Below are 25,470 nucleotides of genomic sequence, written 5' to 3'. Positions count from 1 at the left end.
CATTGCGTATATGGATTTGTTACCTTGGCTCGGCCAGCAAGATCGAATGCACTGTCGGGCTGTGGCCGACCAATGATTGACGAGGTAGCTGACTGTGGGACACCACCGCCGGACGGATTCCGACGCTGTTCTCATCGAGATCGACCCGACCGCCCCGCGGGGTCGTCACCGCGACGTCACCTCCGGACCTGGCGCCGGCCTGAAGGCCGCCACCGTCGCCGCCGCGACCGGCGCAATCCTCACCGCGGGTGCGCAGCTGGGCGCAGGATCTGCGGCCGCCGACACCGCTCCGTCGACCCAGCAGTTCCAGATTCCCGAGGGCCTGCTCCCGGCCGGTGTCGAGCTTCCCGCCCTGCCCGTGCTGCCGCCGGCGCCCACCGCGCAGCAGATCATCGAGTCCGTCAAGTCCTTCGAGATCCCGGCCGGGATGCCGCAGGTCGAGCAGGTCGTCGACGACTTCACCGCCGCGGCCGAGGCCAGCTTCGGCTCGAGCGGCTCGATGAGCGGCTCGCTGAGCGCACCGCGCGCGGTCAAGCCGGTGTCCGGCACGCTCACCTCCGACTTCGGACCGCGTTGGGGCAGCCATCACGGCGGCCTCGACATCGCGGCCCCGATCGGCACCCCCATCTACGCCGCCGCCGACGGTGTCGTGGTCGACGCCGGTCCGGCGTCCGGTTACGGCCTGTGGGTGCGCGTCAAGCACGACGACGGTTCCACCACCATCTACGGACACATCAACGACTACCAGGTCGCCGTCGGCCAGCAGGTGGTCGCGGGCCAGCAGATCGCCACCGTCGGCAATCGCGGCCAGTCGACCGGACCGCACCTGCACTTCGAGGTCTGGAACGCGAACGGCGTCAAGGTCGACCCGTCGTCGTGGCTCGAGGAGCGCGGCGTCGAGGTCACGTGGCGCGGTGCCTCGGCCACCATGTGAGCTGACCCCGATACGAGAAAAGTCCCCGCCCGGTGGTGAACCGGGCGGGGACTTTCGCGTTCGGGTCGAGAAGTCTCAGGCCGCTGGGGTGGCCGCCCGCCGGGCGGAGTAGGACAGTCCGCACACGGTCATGACCTGGCCGAGGCTGAGCGCGCCCTCGTCGCCGAGCGCCCGTGAGAAGCGCCCGTCGGGACGCACCCACAGCCGGATCGCCGCCGGGCCGTCGGCGCGGGCGAGGACGTACTCGTCGCAGCCGTCGGGGCAGGGCAGCGTCCCACGCACGATGTTCTGGGTGTACGCGAGTTCGATCAGGTCGTCGATCACGAAAGCTGCTCCTCACACCCCGGTGCGACGGGGTCCTACATCACCGTTCGGTAACGCAGATTAGGCTAACCTTCGCCCGGTGGGGGCTGTCAACCCCTCGTTCCATTCGTGTGAGCAACGACGCGGGTGTCGCGCCGGTCCTATCGCGCCGACAGTGCGACTGAGGCCTCGCCGGTGTAGGTGAGGAACGTCAGCGACTCCTGGAAGTACAGCTCGACCGTCTCGGAGTCGTGCGACAGGTAGCCGATCGACAGGTCCTGTCCGATCTGCAGGTCGAAGTCGCCGCCGCGGGTGGTCAGCACGAACGCCCCGTCGATCGCCGGCGCCCAGATGATGTCGCCGTCGATCAGCCGCCGGATGTGCTCGCGGATCGGGTACCCGTGATCGGAGGTCTCGCTCACCTGGGTGTAGGCCTCGGCGCTCAGCAGCACCGAGTACGGGCCGTCGACGCCGGCCAGGCGCAGCTCCGACAGCGCCTGGCTGATCACCTCCGGAACGTCGCGGACGTCCTCGGGCAGGCGCAGCGGCGGGTTCGACGAACTCGCGCGGATGCCGTCGATGCCGGCCGCAGCGTAGCCCTCGAAGATCGCGCGATCCTCGGCGAACGCGATCTTCTTCGCGGCCTCCTTGACGGCGTCCCAGTCGGCGTCCTGTGCGCCGCGCTCGACGTTGTCGATCTCCTCGCGGGACAGCGTGAACGGCACTCGCAGCTCGACCAGCGGGGCGACGCGGCGCTGGCGGGCCAGCACGCCGGTGGCCGGGGCGTCGATCGCCGTGGTGCGGCCGAGTCCGACCGCGGAGAAGTCGGTGCCGTGCGGGCCCGAGACGTCGACGACGGTGCGTCCCGCGATGTGCCGCTTGAAGGTTCGCGTCGCCTCCTCCTCGATCGACGCCCAGGCGGCGTCGGTGATGGGGGCGAGACCGCGATAGAGGTTGTTCATCGTGTGGAACTCCTTCTCAGACTGCCAATTCCGAGTGATCCGTCAGCGGCGGGAGACGGGCTCGTGTCTTCGGTGTCGGCCTGCCGGATCCCCGGCGCCGGCGGGAGGTCGTCGAGGAACTCGACGGTGGGGGAGAAGAACAGGCCGCCGGTGACGGCCGTCGAGAAGTCGAGGATGCGGTCGGTGTTGCCCTCGGGCTTGCCGACGAACATGTTGCGGAGCATCTCCTCGGTGACCGACGGCGTGGCCGCGTACCCGATGAAGTAGGTGCCGAACTCGTCGTCACCGAGGCTGCCGAACGGCATGTTGACCCGCAGGATCTGGCGTTCGTCGCCGTTCTCGTCGGTGATGGTGTTCAGGGCGACATGGGAATTGGACGGTTTGACGTCGTCGTCCAGTTCGATGTCGTCGAGCTTGGTGCGCCCGATGACGCGCTCCTGCTCCTCGGTGGAGATCGCGTTCCACGACTCCATGTCGTGCAGGTACTTCTGGACGATCACGTAGCTGCCGCCGCTGAACTCCGGGTCCTCGTCGCCCACGAGCGCCGCCTCGGCCGCCTCGACGTCCTCCGGATTCTCGGTGCCGTCCACGAAGCCGAGCAGGTCGCGCTGCTCGAAGTACCGGAAGCCGTGGGTCTCGTCGACGACGGTGGCCGCGCCGCGCAGGCGTCCGACGATCTTCGACGCGAGTTCGAAGCACAGGTCCATCGACACCGCGCGGATGTGGAACAGCAGGTCACCGGGCGTCGCGGGGGCGCGGTGCCGGGCGCCGTCGAGTTCGACGAACTCGTGCAGTTCGGCGGGGCGGGGACCGTCGAACAGCCGGTCCCACGCGGACGAACCGATCGAGGCGACACACACCAATCCCGAATCGGGCACACGGAATCCGACGGCCTTGCGCAGGCCGTCGACGTCCGCGAGCACGTCACGGACGGCGTTCTCGCCTCCCTCGTCCATGGTGAACACGAGGAAGATCGCCGCAGGTGTCAGCGGCGTCAAGATCAACTGAGGTCGGGCCACACCTCACCGTAGAACACTCCAGTCGGCGTTGCCCGGGAACACAGGCCGTCGGCGACGTGATGTCGCCGACGGCCCGGCTCCCGCTCCACGGCCTACGCGGTGGCGCCGGCCCAGCTGTCCGGGCCGAACACCTCGTAGTGGATGTTCGCCTCCGGAACGTTGCGGGCGATGAGCGACTCCTTCATCGCGAGCATGAAGGGCAGGGGGCCGCACAGGAAGGCGCGCGTGCCGGGTTCGAGCGCGACGTCGGTCAGATCCGCACGGCCCAGCCGGGTTCCGGCGAACGCCTCGCGCGCGCCCATGTCCTCGTACCAGCGGTGCATCACCCCGGACGGCAGCCGCCCGACCAGTTCGGTGAGCTCGGCGCGGTGCGCGTGCTGCGCAGCGGAGCGGTCGGCGTGCAGCACGGACACGCTGCGCCGGTCGTCGGTCGAGGCCAGGTGCTCGAGCATCCCGATCATCGGGGTGCAGCCGATCCCGGCCGAGACGAGCAGCAGCGGCGCGTCGTCGTCCGGCAGCACCAGGTCGCCGAACGGCAGCGACACCGTCAGCTCGTCGCCCTCGAAGACGTTGTCGTACAGGAAGTTCGACACCTCGCCGGCGGGGGAGACAGCACCGTCGGGCAGCGGCTGGGCGGCGATCCGCTTGACGGTGATCCGCCACTCTGCGTCGGTGGGTCCGCACGCGAGGCTGTACTGGCGGATCTGCCGGGCGCCGTCGGGCAGGTGGACGGCGACCGAAATGTACTGGCCCGGCGCGAACGTCGGCAGCGCGGAGCCGTCGGTGGCCGCCAGCGTGAAGGAGACGGTGTCCGCGGACTGGTGTGCCCGACGCGTCACCCGGACCGACCGCCACACGTCACCCGCTGCGACCCCGGCCTTCTCGTACAGCCCGGCCTCCATCGCGATGAGCGTGTTGGCCATCAGCCAGTAGACCTCGTCCCACGCCGAGGCCACCTCGGGCGTGACGGCCTCGCCGAGTACCTCCACGATCGCCTCGAACAGGTGCTTGTGCACGATCCAGTACTGGTCGGCGGTGATGCCGAGCGACGCGTGCTTGTGGGCGATGCGCGACAGGATCGCCTCGACCCGTGCGGGATCGGGGTCGAGCTGCAGCGTCGCGAACGCGGCGATGGCCCCGGCCAGTGCCTTCTGCTGCTCGCCCTGGCTCTGGTTGCCCCGGTTGAACAGATCGCGCTCGAGCTCGGGATGGGCGTCGAACATCTTGCGGTAGAACAGCGGCGTGATGTCGCCGATCGCGGCGCCGACGGCGGGCAGCGTGGCGCGGACGGTTTCCTTCGAGGCCTCCGAGAGCATCGGATTCTCCTGTCGGTCGGGGATTACGGTTCGTTCACTGCCGGCGCGGTGAGCGTCAGCAGCACGTCTTGGGGGGAGTCGTCCGCCAGGTCGCGGACGGTCAGCGTGTCCAGGGCGCCGTAAAAGGCGTTCTGGGCGTCGCGCAGCGCGGAGCGCAGTCGGCAGCCGCGGCGCAGCGGGCACGGTTTGTCGCCCTCGCACGTGACGACCTCGCCGTCGCCCTCCAGCTGTCGGGTCAGCCAGCCGAGCGACGCCGACCGGCCCAGTTCGGTGATCGCGAGACCCCCACCGCGGCCGCGGCGGGTGGTGACGACGCCGAGTTCGCTCAGTCGCGCAACCACTTTCGTGGCGTGGGTGTACGAGACTGCCAGCTGGTCCGCGATCGCCCGGGTGCTGGGGGCCGCCGCGGAATCGGCGGTCGACCCGGCCGCCAGTCGCATGACGATCCGCAGGCCCAGATCCGTGAACTGCGTCAGCTGCATGGCTCGACCGTAGGAAATTGGAATCTGAGATTCCAATTAAATGTGATGCGCATCTCGACCATGGGCGCGAAGTCCCGACTTCCGGCCCTGCCGGGTAGGCCTTTGGTCCCGAACTACACGGGACTCATGCATCCCCGCGGAAACGGGTCGGAGTGACTAACGTCGAAGTCGGCACCTCGATCGGTTCGGTCCGGAGGAGGACCGACCACGACATGCCGCACCGATTCGTCGCAACGGAAGAGGGTGAGCGGGATGACCGCACAGGGCAAGCAGAACGGCGCCGAGGAACCGTCGATCGCGCGGGACGCGAACGCGGTGATCGTCGGCGTCGACGGGTCGGAGTCCGCGGAAGCGGCCGTCCGGTGGGCTGCGCGGATGTGCGCGGACCGCAACCTGTCGCTGCGGATCATCCACGCCCTGAACTTCTCGCCCTACACCTACGGCGCGCCGTACCTCGACGTCGCCGGCATCTACGACTGGATGGAGGACGAGGGCAAGGAGGTCCTCTCCCGTGCGGCCGCCGTGGCCCGGGAGGTCTCGGCCGACCTGGACATCTCCACCGAGATCTCGACGCTGGGCGGCGCCCGCTGGCTGGTGTCGCTGTCCGAGGACTCGCGGGCACTGGTGCTGGGGGCGTCGGGCAGCGGCGCAGCCGGCGGCATCGGCTCGACTGCGGTCAACGCCGCCAGCCACGGCGTGTGCCCGGTCGTGGTGGTCCACCAGCGTGACGGCGAGGTGCCGCAGGAGGGGCCCGTGGTCGTGGGCATCGACGGCAGCCCCACGAGCGAGCGGGCCACGGGCCTGGCGTTCGAGGAGGCCGCGCAGCGCGGGGTCCCGTTGGTGGCGATCCATGCCTGGAGCGACACCCCGCACGGGACGCTCGCCGGTGGGCGCAGCGCGATCCGCGACCCCCGGGCGTTCGAGGACGCCGAACACGAGGTGCTCTCGGAGCGTCTGGCCGGCTGGTGCGAGCGGTACCCGGACGTCGAGGTCCAGCGTGAGCTGTACATCGACGGCCCGCGCACCCATCTGCTCGCGTGGTCGCAGAAGGCACAGTTGGTGGTCGTCGGCAGCCGCGGCCGCGGCGGCTTCCGTGGCCTGCTGCTCGGCTCGACCAGCAACGAACTGGTCCAGAAGGCGCAGTGCCCGGTGATGGTGGTCCGGCCCGCGCGGTCGTAGAGTCCACTTCGTCGTAACGTCCGTCACAGGTAACACGGAATGGGGTCGCCGCAGTGCGCATCGGAATGGGCTTGAACTACAGCGGGGGATTCGCGGAGACCGTCGAAGAGGTCGCCGACCTGGAACGGGCGGGCCTGGACATCGTGTTCGTGCCGGAGGCGTACTCGTTCGACGCCGTCAGCCAGTTGGGCTACCTCGCGGCCAAGACGTCGAAGATCGAGCTGGCGTCGGGCATCTTCCAGATCTACACCCGCACCCCGAGCCTGACCGCCATGACCGCGGCCGGCCTGGACTACGTCTCGGGCGGCCGGTTCGTCATGGGCATCGGGGCGTCGGGTCCGCAGGTGATCGAGGGCTTCCACGGGGTGAAGTACGACGCCCCGCTCGGCCGCACCCGTGAACTGATCGACATCTGCCGTCAGGTGTGGCGCCGCGAGAAGGTCAACTACCAGGGCAAGTACTACCAGGTCCCGCTGCCCGCCGATCAGGGCACCGGACTGGGCAAGCCGCTCAAGCTGATCAACCATCCGGTGCGCGACCGGATCCCGGTCGTCATCGCCTCGCTCGGTCCCAAGAACGTGGCGATGACCGCCGAGATCGCCGAGGGCTGGGAGCCGATCTTCTTCCACCCGGAGAAGGCGGAGTCGGTGTGGGGCGAGGCGCTCGCGGCCGGCAAGGCCAAGCGCGATCCGGCCCTGGGCGACCTGCAGATCTACGCGGGCCCGGCGCTGGCGATCGGCGACGACGTCGAACCGATGCTGCAGTGGATCAAGCCCCACCTGGCGCTGTACATCGGCGGCATGGGTGCCAAGGGCAAGAACTTCTACAACGACCTGGCGTGCCGCTACGGCTACGAGGAAGAGGCCGAGAAGATCCAGGACCTCTACCTGGCCGGCAAGAAGGAGGAGGCCGCGGCGGCCGTGCCCGACGAACTCGTCCGAGCGGTCTCGCTCATCGGCACCGAGAGCTTCGTCAAGGAGCGGGTCGCGGCGTTCGCCGCCGCCGGCGTGACGACGCTCAACGTGACGCCGATGGCCGCCGACCGCGCGGGACGGGTCGCCCTGATCGAGAAGCTGCGCGCGATCGTCGACTGACCGGACCCCCGCAGGCCGCGGCGTGCCCAGCGTCACGGCCCGCGGGGCGTCGAGACCCACGCGGTGACGAACATAAATCGGGACAATGGTCTCGACCGGACCGCAGGTGTGAAGGAGAAACTGGACCCATGAGCGCAACCGAAGCGATCGTCGTCGCCGTCGACGGCTCCGAAGCGGCATCGAACGCGGTGGTGTGGGCGGCACGCGCCGCCGCGGTCCACCAGCGTCGCCTGCACATCGTCACCGCCGTGCACATCCCGGCGTTCTACTACTCCGAGCCGTATCTCGCCCGTAGCTTCCAGGACGAACTGCGTGACACGGCCCGTTCGCGGCTCGACAGCGCCCACGTCCTGGCCAAGCAGTCGGCCGAGGACATCGGTTCGATCGAGATCACCACCGAGCAGATCGACGGTCGGCCGGCGCCGACGCTGATCGACCTGTCGACGCAGGCGTGGATGGTGGTCCTCGGGTCGCACGGGCACGGTGAGATCACCGGACTCGTCGTCGGCTCCGTCACCGCCGCTGTGTCCGCTCACGCAGAGTGCCCCGTCGCCGTCGTCCGCGGCCGCACGCTCGACGGGCTCCCGCCGACCGAGGGGCCGGTCGTGGTCGGTGTCGACGGCTCCGAGTCGTGCAAGCCCGCGGTCGCGGCCGCGTTCGAGGAGGCGGCGGCGCGGAGTGCGAGCCTGATCGCCGTGAACGTGTGGAGCGACGTGAGCGTGCAGCCGTCCCTCGGTGCCACCCCCGACGACCCGCACTGGAGTCGCATCCAGACCGGCGAGGAAGTGGTGCTGGCCGAGCGGCTGGCGGGCTGGCAGGAGCGGTACCCGGACGTCACCGTCGAACGGGTCGTGGCCCGCGACCGGCCGGTGCGGGTACTCAGCGAGTACGCCGAGCAGGCCCAGCTGATCGTGGTCGGCACGCGCGGGCGCGGCGGCTTCCGGGGCATGTTACTGGGCTCGACCAGCCGGGCGATGCTGCACACCGCCGACTGCCCGGTGCTGATCGTGCCGTCGGGCGACTAGTCTCGACCGTCCGATCCGGGGCCGCGTGGCGATCGCCACGCGGCCCCGGTGTCGTTCACGGCGTCCCGGACAGGGCGAGCACCCGGTAGCCGGACGTGTTGAGCGCATGGTGGCGCGCCCACCGGGTCGCGGCCCACTCCGGATCGTTGTGCGCGGCCACCAGCGCGGCGGTCGTCGCGGAATGCAGGTCGAACTCGAGCCCGCGGCAGAGTTCGCGCGCCTCGGCGTGGTCGGGTGTGGCCTCGATCCGTTCGATCGTCGTCGCGACCCGGCCGTCCGCGTCCTCGAGGATCCTGCGGTACGACCCGGGCAGCACCGCCCACAGCACGACCACGGCGACGGCGACACCGATCACCGTCTCGAGCAGGCGGTCCCGTGTCACGCCGGTCAGGTCGTCGGGCGACCCGAGTCCGCCGAGCAGCAGCGCGAGGATCGTGATGAAGACCATCGCCAGTCCGTAGTTGCGGACGAGGTAGGCCTGTACTCCGGCCATCGCCGCGGCCAGCACGAGCACGAGCACCGCGCCGGTCGGGTCGAACGGCGCCAACGCGGCCAGGACCAGCAGACCCAGCACGGTTCCCGCGAAGCGGTGCACGGCCCGGTACGTTCCGAGGACCCGGTCCGGGCCCTGATGCAGGATCATGGCGGCGGTGATGACGGCCCAATCGGGCCGGGCGACCCCGAGGCCCATGGCGACGGCCCCGGCCACCGGGCACGCCACGAGCAGTCGGACGACGATGAGCGTCGACCGACCCCGCAAGTGGGTCGCCCGGTCGAGCCGGAACCGGATGGTCGGGCGCGGGGCGGGGATGCGTCGCCGCAGGTCTTCCCCGTCGGTGTCGAGGTCCGTGGTGGTGCCGTGCAGGAGTGACACGCAGCGATCCTGCGCCGCGCACAGATCCCGGGTGAGCGGATGGTCCCGGGTGGCGATGCCCGCGTCGTGCAGGCACTGCCACGCGGCGTGGACGGCTCGGACCGCTCCGTGCCGTCGTGCCGCCGAGTCCCGGCCGCGGTCGAAGGCGTCGACCGCCGCGACGGCGGCCGCGACCGCAGCGCGCTCGGGGGTGCGGGGCCGCACCACGCACCCGGTCATCGCGACGGCGACCGCGGTGACCGCCCCGACCGCCGTCCACCCGACGACGTGGCCGACGGGGACGCCGGCCGCCGGCAACGCCGACGCGATCTCGACGGCGAGCAGCGGGAGGAACGCGCCCGGCGCGCCGATGCGCAGCGCGTCGACCAGGAACGCAGCCACGGCCACGAACGCCGACATCACGAGCACCAGCGCCATCGGCCACAGTGCGGATCCGCCGGAGGACGCCGCGTCGTGGACGGCGCCGCCGACGACGGCGCCGAGGAAGGCCGCGAACACCATCACGCCGGCGGCGACGGAGACCGCCCGCCAGCGCACCCGATAGGGACGGCCCTCGCCGTACACCACCGCGAACGCACCGAGGGTCGCCGTCGCGGCGGACAGGTCGTGGCCGAGTGCGATCCCGACCAGACCGGGCAGGGCGACGGCCACGGCCGCTCGTGCGGTTCCCGGCCAGCGTCGTCCGTCCCGCGGCACGCGCACCAGTGCGGGCCAGGGCCGCGCCGGTATGGGTATCGGGGGCAGGAGTTCGATCGACACGGGCCCTTACGTTACGAAACGGTCCGGGGTGCGATCGAATCAGGCAAAACGGGAATGCTGCCCAGGGCGGGTCGCAGGCGCCGTGCCCGGTTTCTCCCTCTCGCCGCCCGGTCGCGGGCGCCCCCGCGCACGGCGGGCGTTCGGGCCCTTCCGCCTTCGCGATTCCTCCCCTCGGTGGACCGGATCGGAGTTAAATAGATTCGAACAGGCGCAACGGATTTCGACAGGAACAAGCCCAGCCCAGTCCACCGCCCACCCGCTCCGGTTCGGTGTCGCCCGCGGGAGGCAGACCGTTTCGGGGATGCGCGATGAACGAAGCAGCCTTGGGAGTCCACGCGAGCAGTCGCGAGCCCGTCGAGGCCCGACCGGAACCGCCCGAGTCGATCGATGACGACTCGGGCGGCGGCGGTGCCGGTGTCACGCTGCCGACGCTGCTCGCGGCCGTGCGGCTGACGCCGGCGCAGGCCGCTCAACTGGTCGCGGACCTGGCCGGCGCGCTCGAACGGGGCGCCGGGCGTGGCCGCCCGGTCGCTGTGCGGGAAGACGCGGTCATGGTGTCCGACGGCGGACGGCTCACGATCGACGGCGCCGACAGCGCCGCGTCCGGCATCGAGCCGAACGATGCGATCGTGGGCCTGTTCCGCAGTATCGCCACGAACTGCCGGGGTTCCGGGTTCGGTGACCTTCTGGCCGAATCGGTGTCGGGCACAACGGATCCGGACAGCCTGATTCGCCGGGTTCGTCGGGTGATCGATCCCGAACTCGACCCGGCCGGCGAGGCACGGCGGAGACGTCAGATCGGCGAACTCGTCCGGGCGACGACAGGACGGTCCGTGCCGCACGGTCTGGTGGTGGAAGATCGGGACGGTCAGACCGATGTACGGAACGGTCCGTCCGTACCGGCCGTGTCGCTCGTGACGAGCACCGGTTGGTACCCGCCGGTCCGAAGCGCGTGGCACAGTCGTCGACGTCGGCCGTCCCGGCGACAGGGCCTTTACGCCGTTCTTGCGATCGTCATTCTCGCCGGGTCGGCTGTGGCGGCTCCTCGTGCCTTGGAGCAACTGAGCCGGGGTTGGAACGCCCTCCTCGATCCGGTGAACTCCTCCACGGCGCAGAACCGCATCGAACCGGTGTCGCCGCCGCCGCCCGAACCGGCGAACCAGACCGGGGCCGCGACCGAAGCAGGTGGTGTCGCGCCGGCGCCGGTTCATACCGGTGCTCCGGCGTCCTCGGGTCAAATCGCCGGGGTCACAGCAAGTTTCGCCGACGGATCGTGCAACCCCGGCAAGCCGTGCGCGGTACGGGTGGACGTCCGCCTCGATCCGTCGGCGGTCGGTGCGGTCACCTGGAAGCTGAACGTCTACGACCGGTGCACCGGTGAGGTGCGCGAGGGCGGTGACGTCACCATCCCGGCCGAGCCGGGGCGCGACGGCGTGTACGGACTGAGCCGGACCACGCTGCCGGACGCTTCCGCCCTGGGCGTCGCCGCGGTCACGAGCGCGCCTGCGGTCGCCGCGTCGGAGCCGCTGTACGTGCCCGCCGAGAACGCGGTCTGCCGATGAGCGGGGACGGCGGCCGGGTACGGGGGCACGATCGCGAGTCCGACCCCTGGATCGTTGCGGCGGCGGTCGTACTCGCGGTCCTCGGCCTGCTCAACCTGGTCTCGATCGGGTTCACGTCGCAGGCGATCCGCCACGCGTTCTTCACCGTGATCGGACTCGGGTTGATGTGGGTCGTATCGCGGATGCGGGTGAACAATCTGGCCCGGTTCGGATGGGTGACCCTCGGGGTCTCGGTCGTGATGCTGGCAGCGGTGCCGCTCGTCGGCGTCGCGGTCAAGGGCGCACAGCGGTGGCTGGACTTCGGCCTGTTCACCGTTCAGCCGTCCGAGATCGCCAAGCTCGGTCTGGTCATGGTGTCGGCGACCATCCTCGCCGGCGGCTACACGTTCGGCCGGCTGACGGCGGCGTTGGCGATCGCCGGTGCCGTCGTCGCACTCGTCGCGCTGCAGCCCGACCTGTCGAGTGCCGTGGTGCTGGTCGCGATTGCGTTCTTGATGCTGATCCTGGCCCGGGTGCCGATGGCGCCGCTGATGCCGCTGTTCGCGCTGGGGATCGCCGCGCTGCCCATTGCCGTGCTCTTCCTCCGCCCGTACCAGCTCGAACGGATCCAGACATTCGTGTCGAGCGACGCCGATCCGAGCGGATCAGGCTGGGCGTCGATGCAGGCCGACATCGCGGTCGGCAGCGGCGGCCTGTGGGGACTGGCGCGAGACCCCATCTACGACCTGAGGGCGGCATATCTTCCCGAAGCCGAGCACGACCTCGCGTTCGCGAGCGTCGTGTACGGGTGGGGACTGTTCGCCGGCATCGCCGTCATCGCGGCCAGCCTGGTGATCACGTGGCGTGCCGCGCTCGCCGCGCGCCGCGCCCGGACCCGGGAGGCCGCGCTCGTGGCCGCGGGCGTCGGTGGGCTGTTCGGGATCCATGCGGTGCTGTCCATCGGGGCGAGCCTGTCGGTACTGCCCCAGACCGGGATGCCGCTCCCGATGTTCAGCTACGGCGGCACGGTCGCGGTCGTCGGATTCATCTCGATCGGGCTGGTGCTCGCGGTGCGCCGCGACGGTGTCGGCCGGCCGCTGTGGGCGCAGCCGTCCACCCGCCGGCGCCGGCCGCGGGGCGTCACGGCGGGGTCCCTCGCCGTCACCGCGCTCCTGGTGGCGATGTCCGTGTTCGCCTGGCAGTTGCAGAGCGACCGCGGTCCGGAGTTGCGCGCGCTGAGCGACACCCAGATGACTCGCTGCATCCGGCTGCCCGCCGAACGCGGCGAGATCCTCGACCGGAACGGCGTGCCGCTGGCGACCAACGTGCCCGAGTACACCATCTCGGTGGTCGCCCGGATGTTCGACGAGGACGACGCCGGTGAGCGCGGCATGCTGGCCGCGCTGCTGGGTGAGCCCGACGCCGAGCTGACGAAAACGCTGGGGGACAGCGGCGAAGGGGAGTTGCAGGCCGTCGTCGGCCAGGTTCCCCCCGAGCAGGCGCGGCGGATAATCGACGCGAAGCTGCCCGGCGTGCTCGTCGTCCCCTCCGGGAAGCGGCACTATCCGTACGGCGCCACGCTCGCCTCCGTCCTCGGCTACGTCAGCGTCGGTGATCCGCAGGACATGGAACGCTGGCCCCAGCTCGCACTCGGGTCGCGGGTCGGCAGGGCGGGTCTCGAGAAGCAGTACGACGCGCTGCTCCGCGGCACCGACGGCAGGCAGTGCATCTATGTCGATCCGGCCGGAAATCTGATCGGCCCGGCCGAGCGCGTCGATCCGGTGCCGGGCCACAACCTGCGCCTGTACCTGGACATCGGCCTGCAGACCCTGGCGACGGATGCGTTGGCCCAGGCGGTCCGCAGCAGCGGGGGCGACCTCGGTGCCGCGGTGGTGATGGACGCGCGCACCGGTGGGGTGCTCGCGCTCGCCAGCGTGCCCGGGTACGACAACAACGTCTACGGTCCCCCCGTCGACGCGGTCGCGCTGGCCGCGCAGACCGAGGGATCCGGGCCCGGACGGATGCTCAACCACGCCTATCAGACCGCCGCGCCGCCGGGCTCGACCTTCAAGATCGTTGTCGCGTCGGCGAACCAGGTGGACCAGGTGCTGGACCCGGAGCAGGTGATCGAGACCGGTGCCGCCTACAGCTACGGCGGGCACACGTTCGCGAACTGGAAGCCGCTGGGGCCGAACAACCTGTTGGGGGCGATCCAGTGGTCGGACAACGTGTACTTCTACAAGCTCGGTGAGCTTCTCGGTCCGGAGCGGATGGCGAAGACCGCCTCCCAACTCGGAGTGGGCAGCCGATCGGGGATCGACCTGCCCGGCGAGTCCGCGGGGTTCCTGGGCACACCGGAAAACGTCGCCGACATCGGTGGCACCTGGTATCCCGGCTCGACGCTGTTGATGGGCATCGGGCAGGGCACCGTGATCGCAACCCCGATCCAGGTGGCGCGGTGGACGTCCGGCATCGCCACCGGGGCGATGGTCACCCCGCAGCTCGCCGCCGCCGACGCGACCGGAGACGGCGCGCCGATTCCGACGGGCGAGCCTCAGCGGCTTCCGTTCGCCGACAAGCTCGGTCCCGTCCGCGCCGGGATGCGGGCATCGGCCGCTGCCGGCACGGCAGGTCAGCTCGCCACGCTGCCGGTGACGGCCGGCGCCAAGACCGGCACGGCGGAGGATCCGTCGGCACCGGGCGGTCTCAACGCCTGGTTCTCCGCGGTGGTGCCCTTCGAGTCGCCCGAGATCGTCGTCACGGCGCTGGTGCGCGGCGGTGGATTCGGATCGGCGACGTCGGGTCCCGTGGTCAAGTCGATCCTCGAGCGCTACCTCGCGGGGCGGCCGGGTCCCCCGCCGGCACCGGCACCCGGTCGGTGATCAGCTGTCGCAAATGATCCCCCGCAGCGGATCGGACGCTGCGGGGGATCAGAAGCTTTGGTGATCGAGAGATCAGCCGCTGTACGCGGCGACGACCTCCGGGTGATCCAGGCAGGCCGTGGCGCCCTCCGCGACGCAGGTGAGCGGCCGCTCGGCCGTCTTCACCGGGAGACCGAACGACTCTTCGAACAGTTGGGACAGTCCGCGGAGCATCGCGCCGCCACCGATCACCAGGACGCCTTCGGACATCACGTCGCTGATCGCTTGCGGGGGAAGATCTTCCAAGCATGCGGTCAGTGTCTGCACGATTCCTGTCGTGGTCGGTCGAAGTGCCTCCACGATCTCCTCGACGTCGAGTGAGATCAGTCGTGCACGGCCCGTGACGGCGTCCAGTCCCTCCACCACGAGCGACTGTTCGTCGGCGGCGTCGGGCGTGCCCATCTTGGCGCGCTCCGCCGTGAGCTCTCCGACCATGATCTGGTGCTCTTCGCGCAGGTAGTGGTGCAGCGCCTCGGTCAGTTCCTCGCCGGCCAGTTGGCAACTGCGGTGCGAGATCACGCCACCGAAGCAGATGGCCGTGACCTCCGAGACACCGCCACCGACGCTCACGACGAGATGGGCGCGGGGCTCGAGCGGATTGACACCGCACCCGAGAGCGCCGGCCACCGGTTCCGGGATGAGCCCGACCTTGCGCAGGCCGGCCTCGTGTCCGACCTCGAGCAGTGCCCGACGCTCGAGCGGGGTGGCCCCGGCGGGAGCCGAGAAGACGGCCGTCGGTCGTCGACCGTACCGTCGGTGCGGGGCGACCTGCTCAATGACGGCCGTGACGAATGCCCGGGCAGATTCCAGGTCCACGATGACGCCGTCGCGCATGGGGCGGACCTGTGTGATGCCTGCCGGCGTGCGGCCGACGAGGTTGCGCGCATCCTGGCCGATCGCGAGGGCGCGGTGCGGGTCTTTGTTCCGGACCAGCATGAAAGACGGTTCGTTCAGGACGATTCCGCCGTCCAGGGTCCCGACGACAGTGTTGGTAGTTCCGAGATCGATGCCAAGTCCACGCACGCCGGCCTCCCGAAGGGAATCGAACGAGATGGTGTAGATGCTACGCACACCGGGGAGGTTCGTGGCCGGTTTTGCGGGGGGAGTGCGACGTGACTGTCGCGTGCTGATCATGCAGTCGGGCAACCGGTTTCGGCTCGCAATTCGAACCGTTGGCCCCGTTCCGGGTGAAATGCGTCCGATGTCGTGCCCGGGAGTTGTGTCGGCAACGCGGGCTGATCTTCCTCTACGCCGTTGTCGAGGAAGGTCTCGGGATTGCGCTTGTAGAGCACGCCGGGCGAAGCGAATTCGTAACCGGCACAAAACACTCCAAACCCGCAGATGCCGCAAATCGTAAAACGCCAATTCCGGCTTCCGATACCGAATCGGAATGCTAGGTTGACCTCGCCTACACGCATATGGGGCGTCAACCGTCCAGTCGGGGGTCTGGCGGAGTTTCGCAGGGGCGATGGTTGCGTGTCGATGACTTTGATTTCATGCGGTTGGGCGGATCGTTTTGAATTTCTGCGTCGGTCAATCGAGGAGGTAGTGAAACGATGCCAATCCACGGGAACGGAAATCCCCGCACTCTGAAGATGAAGACCCGCATCATGATTGCCGCGACGGCGGCCACCGCGCTCACGGTGAGTGCGCTTGCGGTCGGGCACGCTGAACCTGAATCCGGAAGCCCCGGGTCAGCGGAATCCCTCGCCGCCCCGGTGGCGAGCAGCCTCGGCGGCTCCGAAAGTCACGATGGCGGTTCCGGCAGCTGGGGGAGCCTCGCTTCCGGCAGTAAGGACGGCAGCCACGACGGTGGCGGTTCGGGCAGCTGGGGGAGCCTGGAGTCCGGCAGTAAGGACGGCAGCCACGACGGTGGCGGTTCGGGCAGCTGGGGGAGCCTGGAGTCCGGCAGTAAGGATGGCAGCCACGATGGTGGCGGTTCGGGCAGCTGGGGGAGCCTGGAGTCCGGCAGTAAGGATGGCAGCCACGATGGTGGTGGTTCGGGCAGCTGGGGGAGCCTGGAGTCCGGCAGTAAGGATGGCAGCCACGACGGTGGCGGTTCGGGCAGCTGGGGGAGCCTGGAGTCCGGCAGTAAGGATGGCAGCCACGACGGTGGCGGTTCCGGCAGCTGGGGGAGCCTGGAGTCCGGGAGTAAGGATGGCAGCCACGACGGGGGCCACGGTAGTGACTCCGGCAGCTGGGGGAGCCTGGAGTCCGGCAGTAAGGATGGCAGCCACGACGGGGGCCACGGTAGCGGCAGCTGGGGGAGCCTGGAGTCCGGCAGCAAGGACGGCAGCCACGACGGTGGCGGTTCCGGCAGCCTCGGCAGCCTAGGCGCCCTGGGAAGTATCGGGGCCGTGGGGAGCATCGGGGCCGTAGGGAGTCTCGGGGCGCTGGGGAGTCTCGGGGCGCTCGGGAGCCTCGGTGCCGGCAGCCACGACGGCAGCAAGGACGGCAGCCTGGAGTCCGGCAGCAAGGACGGCAGCCACGATGGCAGCAAGGATGGCAGCCACGATGGCAGCAAGGACGGCAGCCACGATGGCAGCAAGGACGGCAGCCACGATGGAAGCAAGGACGGCAGCCACGACGGCAGCAAGGATGGCAGCCACGACGGCAGCAAGGACGGCAGCAAGGACGGCAGCAAGGACGGCAGCAAGGACGGCAGCCACCAGGGGTGACCGTTCTTGAATAGCTTCATGGACCCGTCCCGAAGGTCGTGAAGCGCTGGGAATTTCTCCCCAATGGTGCCGGCAGTGTGTTGCCACACGAGGCAACAGACTGCCGGCACCATCGTTTCCCGCTGTCGAGTCGAGCGGAACTGTGGTCGTTCGACCGTTCCGCGACCGCAGTTGTCTAGAGGGTGCGTGCCAGGCGGTTCGCGAGCATCTTCGCGAAGTGCGCCGGATCCTCGAGCTCGCCGCCCTCGGCGAGAAGGGCGGTGCCGTACAGCAGTTCGGCGGTCTCGGCGAGGCTCGGGTCGTCGCCGCGCTCGGCGTGCGCGCTGCGCAGACCCTCGACGAGCGGGTGCGTCGGATTGAGTTCGAGGATCCGCTTGAAGTGCGGAACCTCCTGGCCCGACGCCCGGTACATCCGCTCGAGCGCAGGCGTCATGCCGAACTCGTCGCCGACGATGCAGGCGGGGGAGTCCGTGAGGCGGGTCGACAGGCGTACCTGCTTGACCTGGTCCTCGAGGGTCGTGGTCAGCCACGAGAGGACGTCGGCGTACTCCTTGTCCTGTTCCTCGCGCTTGGCCTCGGCCTCCTGCTTCTCCTCCTCGGTGTCGAGGTCCACCTCGCCCTTCGCGATCGACTGCAGCGGCTTGCCGTCGAACTCGGGGACCGACGTCACCCACATCTCGTCCACCGGGTCGGTGAGCAGCAGCACCTCGAGGCCGCGGGCGCGGAACGCCTCCATGTGCGGTGACGCCTCGAGTTGCTGGCGGGACTCGCCGGTGAGGTAGTAGATCTGCTCCTGGCCGTCCTTCATCCGCTCGACGTACTGCGCCAGCGTGGTCTGCTCGTCCTCGCTGTGCGTCGACGGGAACGAGCAGATCTCGAGCAGGGTGTCGCGGTTGTCGAAGTCCGACAGCAGGCCCTCCTTGAGGACCCGGCCGAACTGCGACCACACGGTGCGGTACTTGTCCCGCGTCGCCTCGTCCTCGGAGGACAGCATCTCCTTGATCGTGGTGAGGACCTTCTTGGTGAGCCGGCGTCGGATCGCCCGGATCTGGCGATCCTGCTGCAGGATCTCGCGAGAGACGTTGAGCGACAGGTCCTGCGCGTCCACGACGCCCTTGACGAAGCGCAGGTACTCGGGCATGAGTTCTTCGCAGTCGTCCATGATGAACACCCGCTTGACGTACAGGTGGATGCCGGCACGGTGCTCGCGGGAGAACAGGTCGAACGGCGCGTGCGACGGGATGAACAGCAGCGCCTGGTACTCGAAGGTGCCCTCGGCCTTCATCGGGATGACCTCGAGCGGGTCGTCCCACGAGTGGCTGACGTGCTTGTAGAACTCGTTGTACTCGTCGTCGGAGACCTCGCTGCGCGGCCGGGCCCACAGCGCCTTCATCGAGTTGAGCGTTTCCGTCTCGACGACCGTCTTCGGCTCCGCGTCCTCGGTGTCGTCGTCACCCTTCGGTGCGGGACGCTCGACCTGCATCCGCACCGGGTACGCGATGAAATCCGAGTAGCGCTTGACGATCTCGCGGAGCTTGCGCTCGGACGCGTAGTCGTAGAGGTGGTCCTCGACGTCCTCGGGCTTGAGGTGCAGCGTCACCGACGTGCCCTGCGGCGCGTCGTCGACGGTCTCGATCGTGTAGGTGGCGTCGCCGCTCGACTCCCAGCGCGTCCCGTGCTTCTCGCCGGCCTTGCGGGTCAGCAGCGTCACCTTGTCGGCGACCATGAACGTCGAGTAGAAGCCGATGCCGAACTGGCCGATCAGTTCCTCGGACGCCGCCGCGTCCTTCGCCTCGCGCAGCTTGCGGCGCAGTTCGGCGGTGCCGGACTTCGCGAGGGTGCCGATCAGGTCGATCACCTCGTCGCGCGACATGCCGATGCCGTTGTCCCGCACGGTCAGCGTGCGGGTGTCGGCGTCCACCGCGAGCTCGATGTGCAGATCCGAGGTGTCGGCCTCGAGGTCCTTGTCGCGGTATGCCTCGAGCTTGAGCTTGTCGAGCGCGTCCGACGCGTTGGAGACGAGCTCGCGGAGGAAGGTGTCCTTGTTGGAGTACACCGAGTGGATCATCAGATCCAGAATCTGGCGCGTCTCCGTCTGGAACTCGCGCTGTTCGATACCCGTGGTCATTCTTCGTGGTCCCCTTCGGCAGCAGAACGTTCGACCGAAATGTTAGGACGGCGGCGGGCGTTCCGGTGACGAAGGGCCGCGATCGTCACCTGGCGGTGAGGAACGGTTCCTCGATCGCCACGAAGCCGTGACACAGCGAGGTGACGATCTTCCGGCCGCGCTCGGGGTCGAACCATCGGTCGACGTGCGCCCAGTGGTAGGGGTGGGACATGTAGGGCCCGGTCAGGCCGTCGAGGCTCGTGTACTCCTGCTCCCACACGTGCGTCCAGTCCGCGGAACCGGTCGTATCGCGCACCCGGGCGAGCTGCGAGGAGCCGATCGAGCGGATGTAGTGCGGCATCGCCCCGGTCTCGGTCTCGAACTGCCGGACGAGTTCCGGATCGGTGGCCGGATCGACGGCGACGAGCAGCAGGCGGTACACCGTCGGGGCACCGCCGTCTCGCGACGGGCGGACGGTGCCCGTGTAACTGACGCCGTCGATGTGGTCGACGGCCGGACTCCAGAACCAGGAGTCCACGATGTTCTCGACTGCGCGCCAATCGGATTCGGTGTCGAAACGGAAGCGGGCGATCACGTCGCCGGTGTTGATCCCGCCGGGTAGGGCGGGCCCGATCAGCACGGCCGCGGCATGAGGTTCCACGTCGGCACGCAGACCCGCGACGATCGCCTCCCGGAACGCGGGGTCGGCGGTGTCGGCGAAGTGGATCAGCCTGGTCACCTCAAACATCGGTCACCGCCTCGAGATCGTCGAGCGCGGACGACGTCGTGCGGCGCCGGCTCACCAGCGACTCGTCGGCGGACGCCCACCACGCCGCGACGTCGGGATCGCGGCCGGCGGCCCACCGCTGCTGCCACCACGCGTCCGCGCCGGTGACGGTCCAGGTGACGGTGACGGTGTTCGACTGGTCGTCGAGCCACACCGGCGGGCTCACGAGGATCCGGTCGAGGGTCAGTCCCCGCGCGCGGGCGCCCGGCGCGTACTGGTCGAGGTACGACGCGAGGAACTCGCGCGCCCGACCGGGCACGACCTCCATCTCGTCGACGATGTAGACGGTCGGCGCAGCATCGGCGGCCGCAGGCTCGGCGAGCACACGCTCCATCGAACTCCCTTCGGTGTACCTCGACAGGACGCTAGGGCGTCGTGGATGGTGGTGCCTACGACCGTTCCACGCAGTGGGAGACCGGCGAGCGCACGGGGAGGGACAGCGACGATGCGGATCGGGATCCTCGCCTACGAGGGGTGCCTGGCGGCGGAGATCTTCCTCTTCTCGGACATCCTGCTGGTGGCGAATCGGGTCGCCCGGCACGCGGGCGCCGCCCGGGACCCGTTCGTGGTGTCGGTGATCGCCGCGTCGGAGACGCCCGTGCGGGCGGCCGGAGGATTCCCGATCGGCGCCCAGCGGTGGCACCACGATTTCGACCGACTCGTCGTGCCCGGGTTCGAACTCGTGCCGTCGGAGGACCCGGACGTCCGGTTGGCCGCCCTGCGCCGCGAATCCGAGTTCCTCGCCGCCGCGGCGGCCCGCGGAACCGAGATCGCCTCGGTGTGCGTCGGCGCGTTCCTGCTGGGCGAGGCCGGACTCCTCGACGGGCGCCGGTGCACCACGTCGTGGCTGTTCGCGGCCGAACTGGGTCGGCGGTACCCGGCGGCGAACGTCCTCGGGGATTCGCTGGTCGTGCACGACGGGCCGGTCACGACCACGGCGGCGTTCAGCGCCGCCCTCGACCTCGCCACGGCCATCACCCGCACGCATCTCGGGGACGGCGTCGCCCGGGCCACGGCCAGGATCACCCTCGTCGCCGAGAACCGGACGAGCCAGGCGCCGTACGTGGTCGAGGCGATGCTGCCGAGCGGTCACGGCCCGTTCGCCGAGGAGGTGGGCAGGTGGTTGGTCGAGCATCTGGCCGAGCCGTACGACCTCGCCCGTCTGGCCAGGGCGTTCCACGTGAGCACGCGGACGATGCTGCGCCGCTTCCGCGCCGACGCCGGACAGTCACCGCTGGCGTTTCTCCGGCGGGCCCGCGTCCGCGCCGCGAAGTCGCTCCTCGAGACCACCGACCGCCCGCTGGCGCAGATCGCCGAACTCGTCGGCTACCGGGACGCGGGGACGTTTCGGCGGCTGTTCCTCGCGCAGGTGGGGATGAGCACCGCGCAGTACCGCCGCCAGTTCCGGGTGGGACCGGCGGCCGCGCGGGCGGATGGCGGGATCGCCCTCGATCGTGGCGGCGACGCCACTCGTGCCGCGGCGCGGTAGTCGAAACACTGATCGGGCACACCACTCGGATCAGTGACGGAGGAACGCGGTGCCGGACCGGAGCATGCACGACGACGACCCCCTCGAGGACTTCGAGCGCCGACGGATCGAGTTCGACGGCGTCGGCAGGACCGTGTACGTCGCGGGCGGCGGACCGGCGGTGGTCGTCATGCCGGAGATGCCGGGGATCAGTCCGCACGTCGCGCGTTTCGCCCGCTGGGTGCGGGACGCGGGTTTCACCGTGTACATGCCGTCGCTGTTCGGCCGCGACGGTGCGGTTCCCGCCGTCGAGGAGGGTGTCGCGGTGCTGCGGCGGGCGTGTGTGAGCGCCGAGTTCCGCGCGCTCGGCGTGAACGACCCGAGCCCGGTGACGGTGTGGCTGAGGAGCCTCGCGCGTCGCGCCCACGACGAGTGCGGCGGCCGCGGTGTCGGCGTGATCGGGATGTGTTTCACGGGCAACTTCGCGCTGTCGATGATGCTCGAACCGGCCGTCCTCGCGCCCGTGCTGTCGCAGCCGTCGCTGCCGCTCGACGACCCCGACGCCGTCGACAGCGGCCCGGCCGAGTTGGCGGCGGTCCGACGCCGCCTCGAGGGCGAGGACCTGACGGTGATGGCCTACCGGTTCCGCGGGGACCGGTTCTGCCGGGCGCAACGCTTCGCCGCCTACGCGGACGCGCTCGGCGACCGCTTCGTGGCGCGGGAACTTCCCGACTCCGCCGCCAACCCGGACACCTCGCCGTTCTTCGAGCACGTGATCGGCGGCCCGCACAGCGTGGTGACCGCCCACCTCGTGGACGCCGCGGGCCAGCCCACGATCGCCGCGCGTGACGAGATCCTGTCGTTCTTCCGCGTCCGCCTCGGGCCGTGAGGCGGGGACGATCGCGGGCCCGGTAGCGTCATTGCCGAGAGTTACGGAAGGTGGCACCGATGACCCGGGTCTTTCTGGTGGACGATCACGAGATCGTGCGGCGCGGACTGGTCGATCTGCTCGGCAGCGCGCCCGACCTCACGGTCGTCGGCGAGGCCGCGTCGGTCGGCGAGGCGATGGCACGGATCCCGAACAGCGGCGCCGACGTCGCCGTTCTCGACGTCCGCATGCCCGACGGCAACGGTGTAGAGCTGTGCCGCGACCTGCGGGCCGTGCTGCCCGACCTGCGGTGCCTCATGCTCACGTCGTTCGCCGACGACGAGGCCCTGTTCGACGCCGTCATGGCCGGGGCCTCCGGGTTCGTGCTCAAGCAGATCCTCGGCACCGACCTGATCTCGGCGGTCCGGACCGTCGGCGCGGGCGGGTCGCTGCTCGACAGCCGCGCGACGGCCGCCCTGATGCAGCGGATCCGGTCCGAGCGCACCGCCGACCCGCTGGCGGAACTGTCCGACCAGGAGCGGGCCGTGTTCGACCTGATCGGTGAGGGCCTGACCAACCGGGAGATCGCCGAGCGGCTGTTCCTGGCCGAGAAGACGATCAAGAACTACGTGTCCCGCCTGCTCGCCAAGCTCGGCATGCAGCGCCGCACCCAGGCCGCGGTCCTCGCGACGGAGTTGCGGAACAACCGGCGCAGTTAGAGCGTGCCTCCACATTGGCGAGACACTCGAGCCTGTGGCCAATTCCCACCACTGCTTGACGGCAGCGAAGGATCGCTCGACGACATTGCGGCCCTGTACTCGTCTCCCCACGGACGTCATGCGCGTTCGGAGGTAATCGATCTCTGCCAGTCGACTCGAATCCGGCTGGTAGATGGCAAGATTCGCTAGGAAGTTACTCAGCGAATGGAGTCGGCAGTGGCGCCAACAACCGTCAAATCCGCGCGCAAGCGATTGAACCGACTGGTCCGGCAGGTCAACGACGACACCGTCGCGATCGAGATCGCCGGCAAGAACGCCACCGCCGTGCTGATCTCCCGCGACCGCTACCTGGCCCTGCAGGAATCGACCTTTCTGCTCCGGTCGCCCGAACTCATGAACAGCCTCCGCCGCGCCGCAGAGCGCGCGCTCCCCGACAGCGCCTCCGCCACCGAAGGGGGCACCGGGAAGCGCAAGTCTGCGCAGGCTGCAAAGAAGTCGAAGAAGTCGAAGAAGTCGAAGAAGGCGAATAAGGAGAAGAAGCCGAGAAAGAACAAGTAGAAGCTTCTGCCCGACAACAAGGGTGGAAATGTGCCCGCCCGCTGCCACACGGCAGTAGCGGTCTCGACGTCAGAGGTCGAGAACCACGTCGTCGACCGGTGTCGAACAGCAGATGAGCACATCCCCGGTACCGGGCGAGTCGATCGGCTCGGGGGCGTACGAGGTGTGACCGCTCATCATCGCGGTCTCGCAGGTGTGGCAGACCCCGGTCCGGCACGACCATCGGACCGGGACATCGCAGGCCTCGGCCAGTTCGAGGATGCTGGCGTACCGCGCGGCGTCGAACTTGGCCGTGAGACCGCTGCGAGCGAACGACACCGCCGGGCCGACATCGACGGCGTCGGGCGGTGCGTGCGGCGGCCTCGTGGCGGTGGCGGCGATGCCCGGGGTGGTGCTCGGCCCGGCGCCGAAGATCTCGGTGCGCACCCGGTCGGGGGCCAGTCCGAGCGTGACGAGCGCGTCGGTGACATCTCGCATGAACGCGTCGGGGCCACAGATGTAGGCGTGGGCGTCGCGCGGCGGATCGATGCTCGCGAGTAGTTCCGCATCGACGTGCCCGGTGTCCGTGAAGTCGACTCCGACGTGATCGTCGGGGCCGGGGCGGCTGTAGCAGATGCGAAAATGGCTGTTGGGCAAGCGAACCAGCTGCTCGCGCACCTCGTCCGCGAAGGCGTGTTCGGTGGTGTTCCGGGCCCCGTGCAGCCACCACACCTCCCGGGCGGAATTCTCGTCGGCCAGCGACCGGAGCATCGCCAGCACGGGCGTCACGCCTATGCCGGCGGAGACGAGGAGCACCGGCGCACGGTTACTCGACAGGAAGAAGGTGCCGCGTGGCGCGGCCGAGTTCAGCCGGTCACCGACGGACAGGGTGTCGTGCAGTCGGTTACCGGCCGCCCCGTGGGGGTCGACCTTGATGCTGATGCGGTAGGTGGGGGCGCCCGGCCCGCCGGAGAGCGAATAGCTGCGGACGAGCGACGGCCCGGCGCCCTCCGGTTCGAGCTTCACGGTCAGGTACTGGCCGGGCAGCGCCGCCGGAAGCGCTGCTCCGTCCGGGTCGGCGAGCAGGACGGAGAAGATGGTGGCGCTCTCCTGCCGGATCCCGGTGACGCGCAGCGGTCGAAACCCCGACCACGCAGGGGGAGGGCCTGCCGCGGCCGGGCTCAAACCGACGTTGCCGCCGACGACCGGACTGTCGGCCCCCTCGAGCAGCGACCGGAACGACGCCTGCCATCCCGGACTGAGCGCGTCGATCCGCAGGGCGCGCTCGAGCTGATCGCGGGGGTGGTTCGCGGAGTACAGCAACTGGTCGGCCTCGACCACCGTCAACGACTCCGGACCGCCGGAGACCTTGGCGATCTCCTGGCCGGCCTCGACTGCGCCCTCCTCGAGGACGCGGAGGTAGAAGCCGGGGCGACGATGCGAGACGAGCAGCGCGGCCATGCGGGGCTCGTCCATCCGCAGGCCGACGCGGTAGCACGTGACCCTCGGTTGGGTGACCTCGAAGACCGCGCCGCCGATGCGGTATCGGTCCCCGATGCACACCTCGTCGTCCGGGAGACCCTCGACGGTGAAGTTCTCCCCGAACTGTCCGTGAACGAAATCGTCACGTCCGAACTCGCGGGCCCAGTGCCGATACGAATCGAGCTGATAGACCATGACCGCGCGCATCTCGCCGCCGTGTCCGGCCGGATCGCCCTGCCCGTCGCCGTCGAGGTTGAGCCGCCGGGCGGTGACCGGACCCGATACCGGCGACTTCCAGATGCCGGTGTGAACGGTCTGTCCGCGCCACGGAACGTCCTTCGGAAGGCCGACGTTGATCGATACCAGCCGGCCGGCGGCGGAACGAGTCATGGCTACGACGCTAGCCCTCTCGGCC

The 25,470-nt window shown here is 69.7% G+C and carries 22 protein-coding genes; 11 read left to right on the top strand and 11 right to left on the bottom strand.

Features of this window, described 5'->3' with window-relative positions; genetic code table 11:
- The first annotated feature begins 94 nt into the window (after window positions 1–94).
- Window positions 95–934, top strand: coding sequence for a M23 family metallopeptidase (locus EGT67_RS06385; RefSeq protein ID WP_127915209.1), 840 nt, complete (start codon window positions 95–97; stop codon window positions 932–934).
- 75 nt (window positions 935–1,009) lie between these two features.
- On the opposite strand, the gene EGT67_RS06380 is transcribed toward EGT67_RS06385, so the two are convergent.
- The 5 genes from EGT67_RS06380 to EGT67_RS06360 form a co-directional block, all read right to left on the bottom strand.
- Window positions 1,010–1,258, bottom strand: coding sequence for a hypothetical protein (locus tag EGT67_RS06380; RefSeq protein WP_127915208.1), 249 nt, complete (start codon window positions 1,256–1,258; stop codon window positions 1,010–1,012).
- A 140-nt stretch (window positions 1,259–1,398) separates the two neighbouring features.
- A complete protein-coding gene (locus tag EGT67_RS06375; RefSeq protein ID WP_127915207.1) occupies window positions 1,399–2,199 on the bottom strand; it encodes a family 1 encapsulin nanocompartment shell protein in 801 nt (266 codons plus the stop codon).
- Complete coding sequence (locus EGT67_RS06370) at window positions 2,196–3,218, bottom strand: Dyp-type peroxidase (protein WP_127915206.1); 1,023 nt, start codon at window positions 3,216–3,218, stop codon at window positions 2,196–2,198. The genes EGT67_RS06375 and EGT67_RS06370 overlap by 4 nt, the downstream gene beginning before the upstream one ends.
- 92 nt (window positions 3,219–3,310) lie before the next feature.
- Complete coding sequence (locus tag EGT67_RS06365; RefSeq protein WP_127915205.1) at window positions 3,311–4,534, bottom strand: globin domain-containing protein; 1,224 nt, start codon at window positions 4,532–4,534, stop codon at window positions 3,311–3,313.
- 23 nt (window positions 4,535–4,557) lie between these two features.
- Window positions 4,558–5,016, bottom strand: a complete 459-nt coding sequence (locus EGT67_RS06360) for an RrF2 family transcriptional regulator (protein ID WP_127915204.1) — start codon at window positions 5,014–5,016, stop codon at window positions 4,558–4,560.
- A gap of 252 nt (window positions 5,017–5,268) precedes the next feature.
- Here EGT67_RS06360 and EGT67_RS06355 point away from each other — a divergent pair, with 252 nt between their 5' ends.
- The 3 genes from EGT67_RS06355 (at window position 5,269) to EGT67_RS06345 (ending at window position 8,314) form a co-directional block, all read left to right on the top strand.
- On the top strand, window positions 5,269–6,195 hold the full coding sequence (locus tag EGT67_RS06355) for a universal stress protein (RefSeq protein WP_127915203.1): 927 nt from the start codon (window positions 5,269–5,271) through the stop codon (window positions 6,193–6,195).
- Window positions 6,196–6,248: 53 nt separating this feature from the next.
- Window positions 6,249–7,289: an LLM class F420-dependent oxidoreductase gene (locus EGT67_RS06350; protein ID WP_127915202.1), complete on the top strand. Its 1,041-nt coding sequence runs from the start codon at window positions 6,249–6,251 to the stop codon at window positions 7,287–7,289.
- A gap of 128 nt (window positions 7,290–7,417) precedes the next feature.
- Window positions 7,418–8,314 carry a universal stress protein gene (locus tag EGT67_RS06345; RefSeq protein ID WP_127915201.1) on the top strand — a complete coding sequence of 299 codons (897 nt, stop codon included), beginning with the start codon at window positions 7,418–7,420 and terminating at the stop codon, window positions 8,312–8,314.
- Window positions 8,315–8,369: 55 nt separating this feature from the next.
- Here EGT67_RS06345 and EGT67_RS06340 read toward each other — a convergent pair whose 3' ends face one another.
- A complete protein-coding gene (locus tag EGT67_RS06340; protein WP_127915200.1) occupies window positions 8,370–9,947 on the bottom strand; it encodes an FUSC family protein in 1,578 nt (525 codons plus the stop codon).
- A gap of 308 nt (window positions 9,948–10,255) precedes the next feature.
- On the opposite strand from EGT67_RS06340, the gene EGT67_RS06335 reads away from it, so the two are divergent.
- Entirely contained in the window at window positions 10,256–11,509 is a 1,254-nt protein-coding gene (locus EGT67_RS06335; RefSeq protein ID WP_127915199.1) for a hypothetical protein, read from the top strand.
- Window positions 11,506–14,370, top strand: a complete 2,865-nt coding sequence (locus tag EGT67_RS06330) for an FtsW/RodA/SpoVE family cell cycle protein (protein ID WP_127915198.1) — start codon at window positions 11,506–11,508, stop codon at window positions 14,368–14,370. Before EGT67_RS06335 ends, EGT67_RS06330 begins: the two co-directional genes overlap by 4 nt.
- A 72-nt stretch (window positions 14,371–14,442) precedes the next feature.
- Here the strand turns inward: EGT67_RS06330 and mreB are convergent, their stop codons facing one another.
- Window positions 14,443–15,432 carry a rod shape-determining protein gene (mreB, locus tag EGT67_RS06325; protein WP_127915319.1) on the bottom strand — a complete coding sequence of 330 codons (990 nt, stop codon included), beginning with the start codon at window positions 15,430–15,432 and terminating at the stop codon, window positions 14,443–14,445.
- A 533-nt stretch (window positions 15,433–15,965) separates the two neighbouring features.
- Between mreB and EGT67_RS06320 the strand changes: the two genes are divergently transcribed.
- Entirely contained in the window at window positions 15,966–17,087 is a 1,122-nt protein-coding gene (locus EGT67_RS06320) for a hypothetical protein (RefSeq protein ID WP_127915197.1), read from the top strand.
- A 175-nt stretch (window positions 17,088–17,262) separates the two neighbouring features.
- Here the strand turns inward: EGT67_RS06320 and htpG are convergent, their stop codons facing one another.
- The 3 genes from htpG to EGT67_RS06305 form a co-directional block, all read right to left on the bottom strand.
- Window positions 17,263–19,215: a molecular chaperone HtpG gene (htpG, locus tag EGT67_RS06315; RefSeq protein ID WP_127915196.1), complete on the bottom strand. Its 1,953-nt coding sequence runs from the start codon at window positions 19,213–19,215 to the stop codon at window positions 17,263–17,265.
- Window positions 19,216–19,300: 85 nt separating this feature from the next.
- Window positions 19,301–19,942: a Dabb family protein gene (locus EGT67_RS06310; protein WP_127915195.1), complete on the bottom strand. Its 642-nt coding sequence runs from the start codon at window positions 19,940–19,942 to the stop codon at window positions 19,301–19,303.
- Window positions 19,935–20,315: a hypothetical protein gene (locus EGT67_RS06305; protein ID WP_127915194.1), complete on the bottom strand. Its 381-nt coding sequence runs from the start codon at window positions 20,313–20,315 to the stop codon at window positions 19,935–19,937. The genes EGT67_RS06310 and EGT67_RS06305 overlap by 8 nt, the downstream gene beginning before the upstream one ends.
- A 111-nt stretch (window positions 20,316–20,426) precedes the next feature.
- Between EGT67_RS06305 and EGT67_RS06300 the strand changes: the two genes are divergently transcribed.
- From EGT67_RS06300 to EGT67_RS06285, 4 genes are all read left to right on the top strand, one after another.
- Entirely contained in the window at window positions 20,427–21,470 is a 1,044-nt protein-coding gene (locus tag EGT67_RS06300) for a GlxA family transcriptional regulator (RefSeq protein WP_127915193.1), read from the top strand.
- A gap of 49 nt (window positions 21,471–21,519) precedes the next feature.
- On the top strand, window positions 21,520–22,338 hold the full coding sequence (locus EGT67_RS06295) for a dienelactone hydrolase family protein (protein ID WP_127915192.1): 819 nt from the start codon (window positions 21,520–21,522) through the stop codon (window positions 22,336–22,338).
- Between the two features lie 59 nt (window positions 22,339–22,397).
- Entirely contained in the window at window positions 22,398–23,036 is a 639-nt protein-coding gene (locus EGT67_RS06290; protein ID WP_127915191.1) for a response regulator, read from the top strand.
- A gap of 216 nt (window positions 23,037–23,252) precedes the next feature.
- Window positions 23,253–23,594 carry a type II toxin-antitoxin system Phd/YefM family antitoxin gene (locus EGT67_RS06285; protein WP_241565911.1) on the top strand — a complete coding sequence of 114 codons (342 nt, stop codon included), beginning with the start codon at window positions 23,253–23,255 and terminating at the stop codon, window positions 23,592–23,594.
- A 69-nt stretch (window positions 23,595–23,663) separates the two neighbouring features.
- On the opposite strand, the gene EGT67_RS06280 is transcribed toward EGT67_RS06285, so the two are convergent.
- Entirely contained in the window at window positions 23,664–25,445 is a 1,782-nt protein-coding gene (locus EGT67_RS06280; RefSeq protein WP_127915189.1) for an MOSC and FAD-binding oxidoreductase domain-containing protein, read from the bottom strand.
- Window positions 25,446–25,470 lie beyond the last annotated feature (25 nt).

The organism is Prescottella agglutinans (assembly GCF_004011865.1).
Lineage (GTDB): Bacteria > Actinomycetota > Actinomycetes > Mycobacteriales > Mycobacteriaceae > Prescottella > Prescottella agglutinans.
Note: the sequence above shows the minus strand (reverse complement) of the source record. Positions and strands in the feature narration are given on the sequence as shown.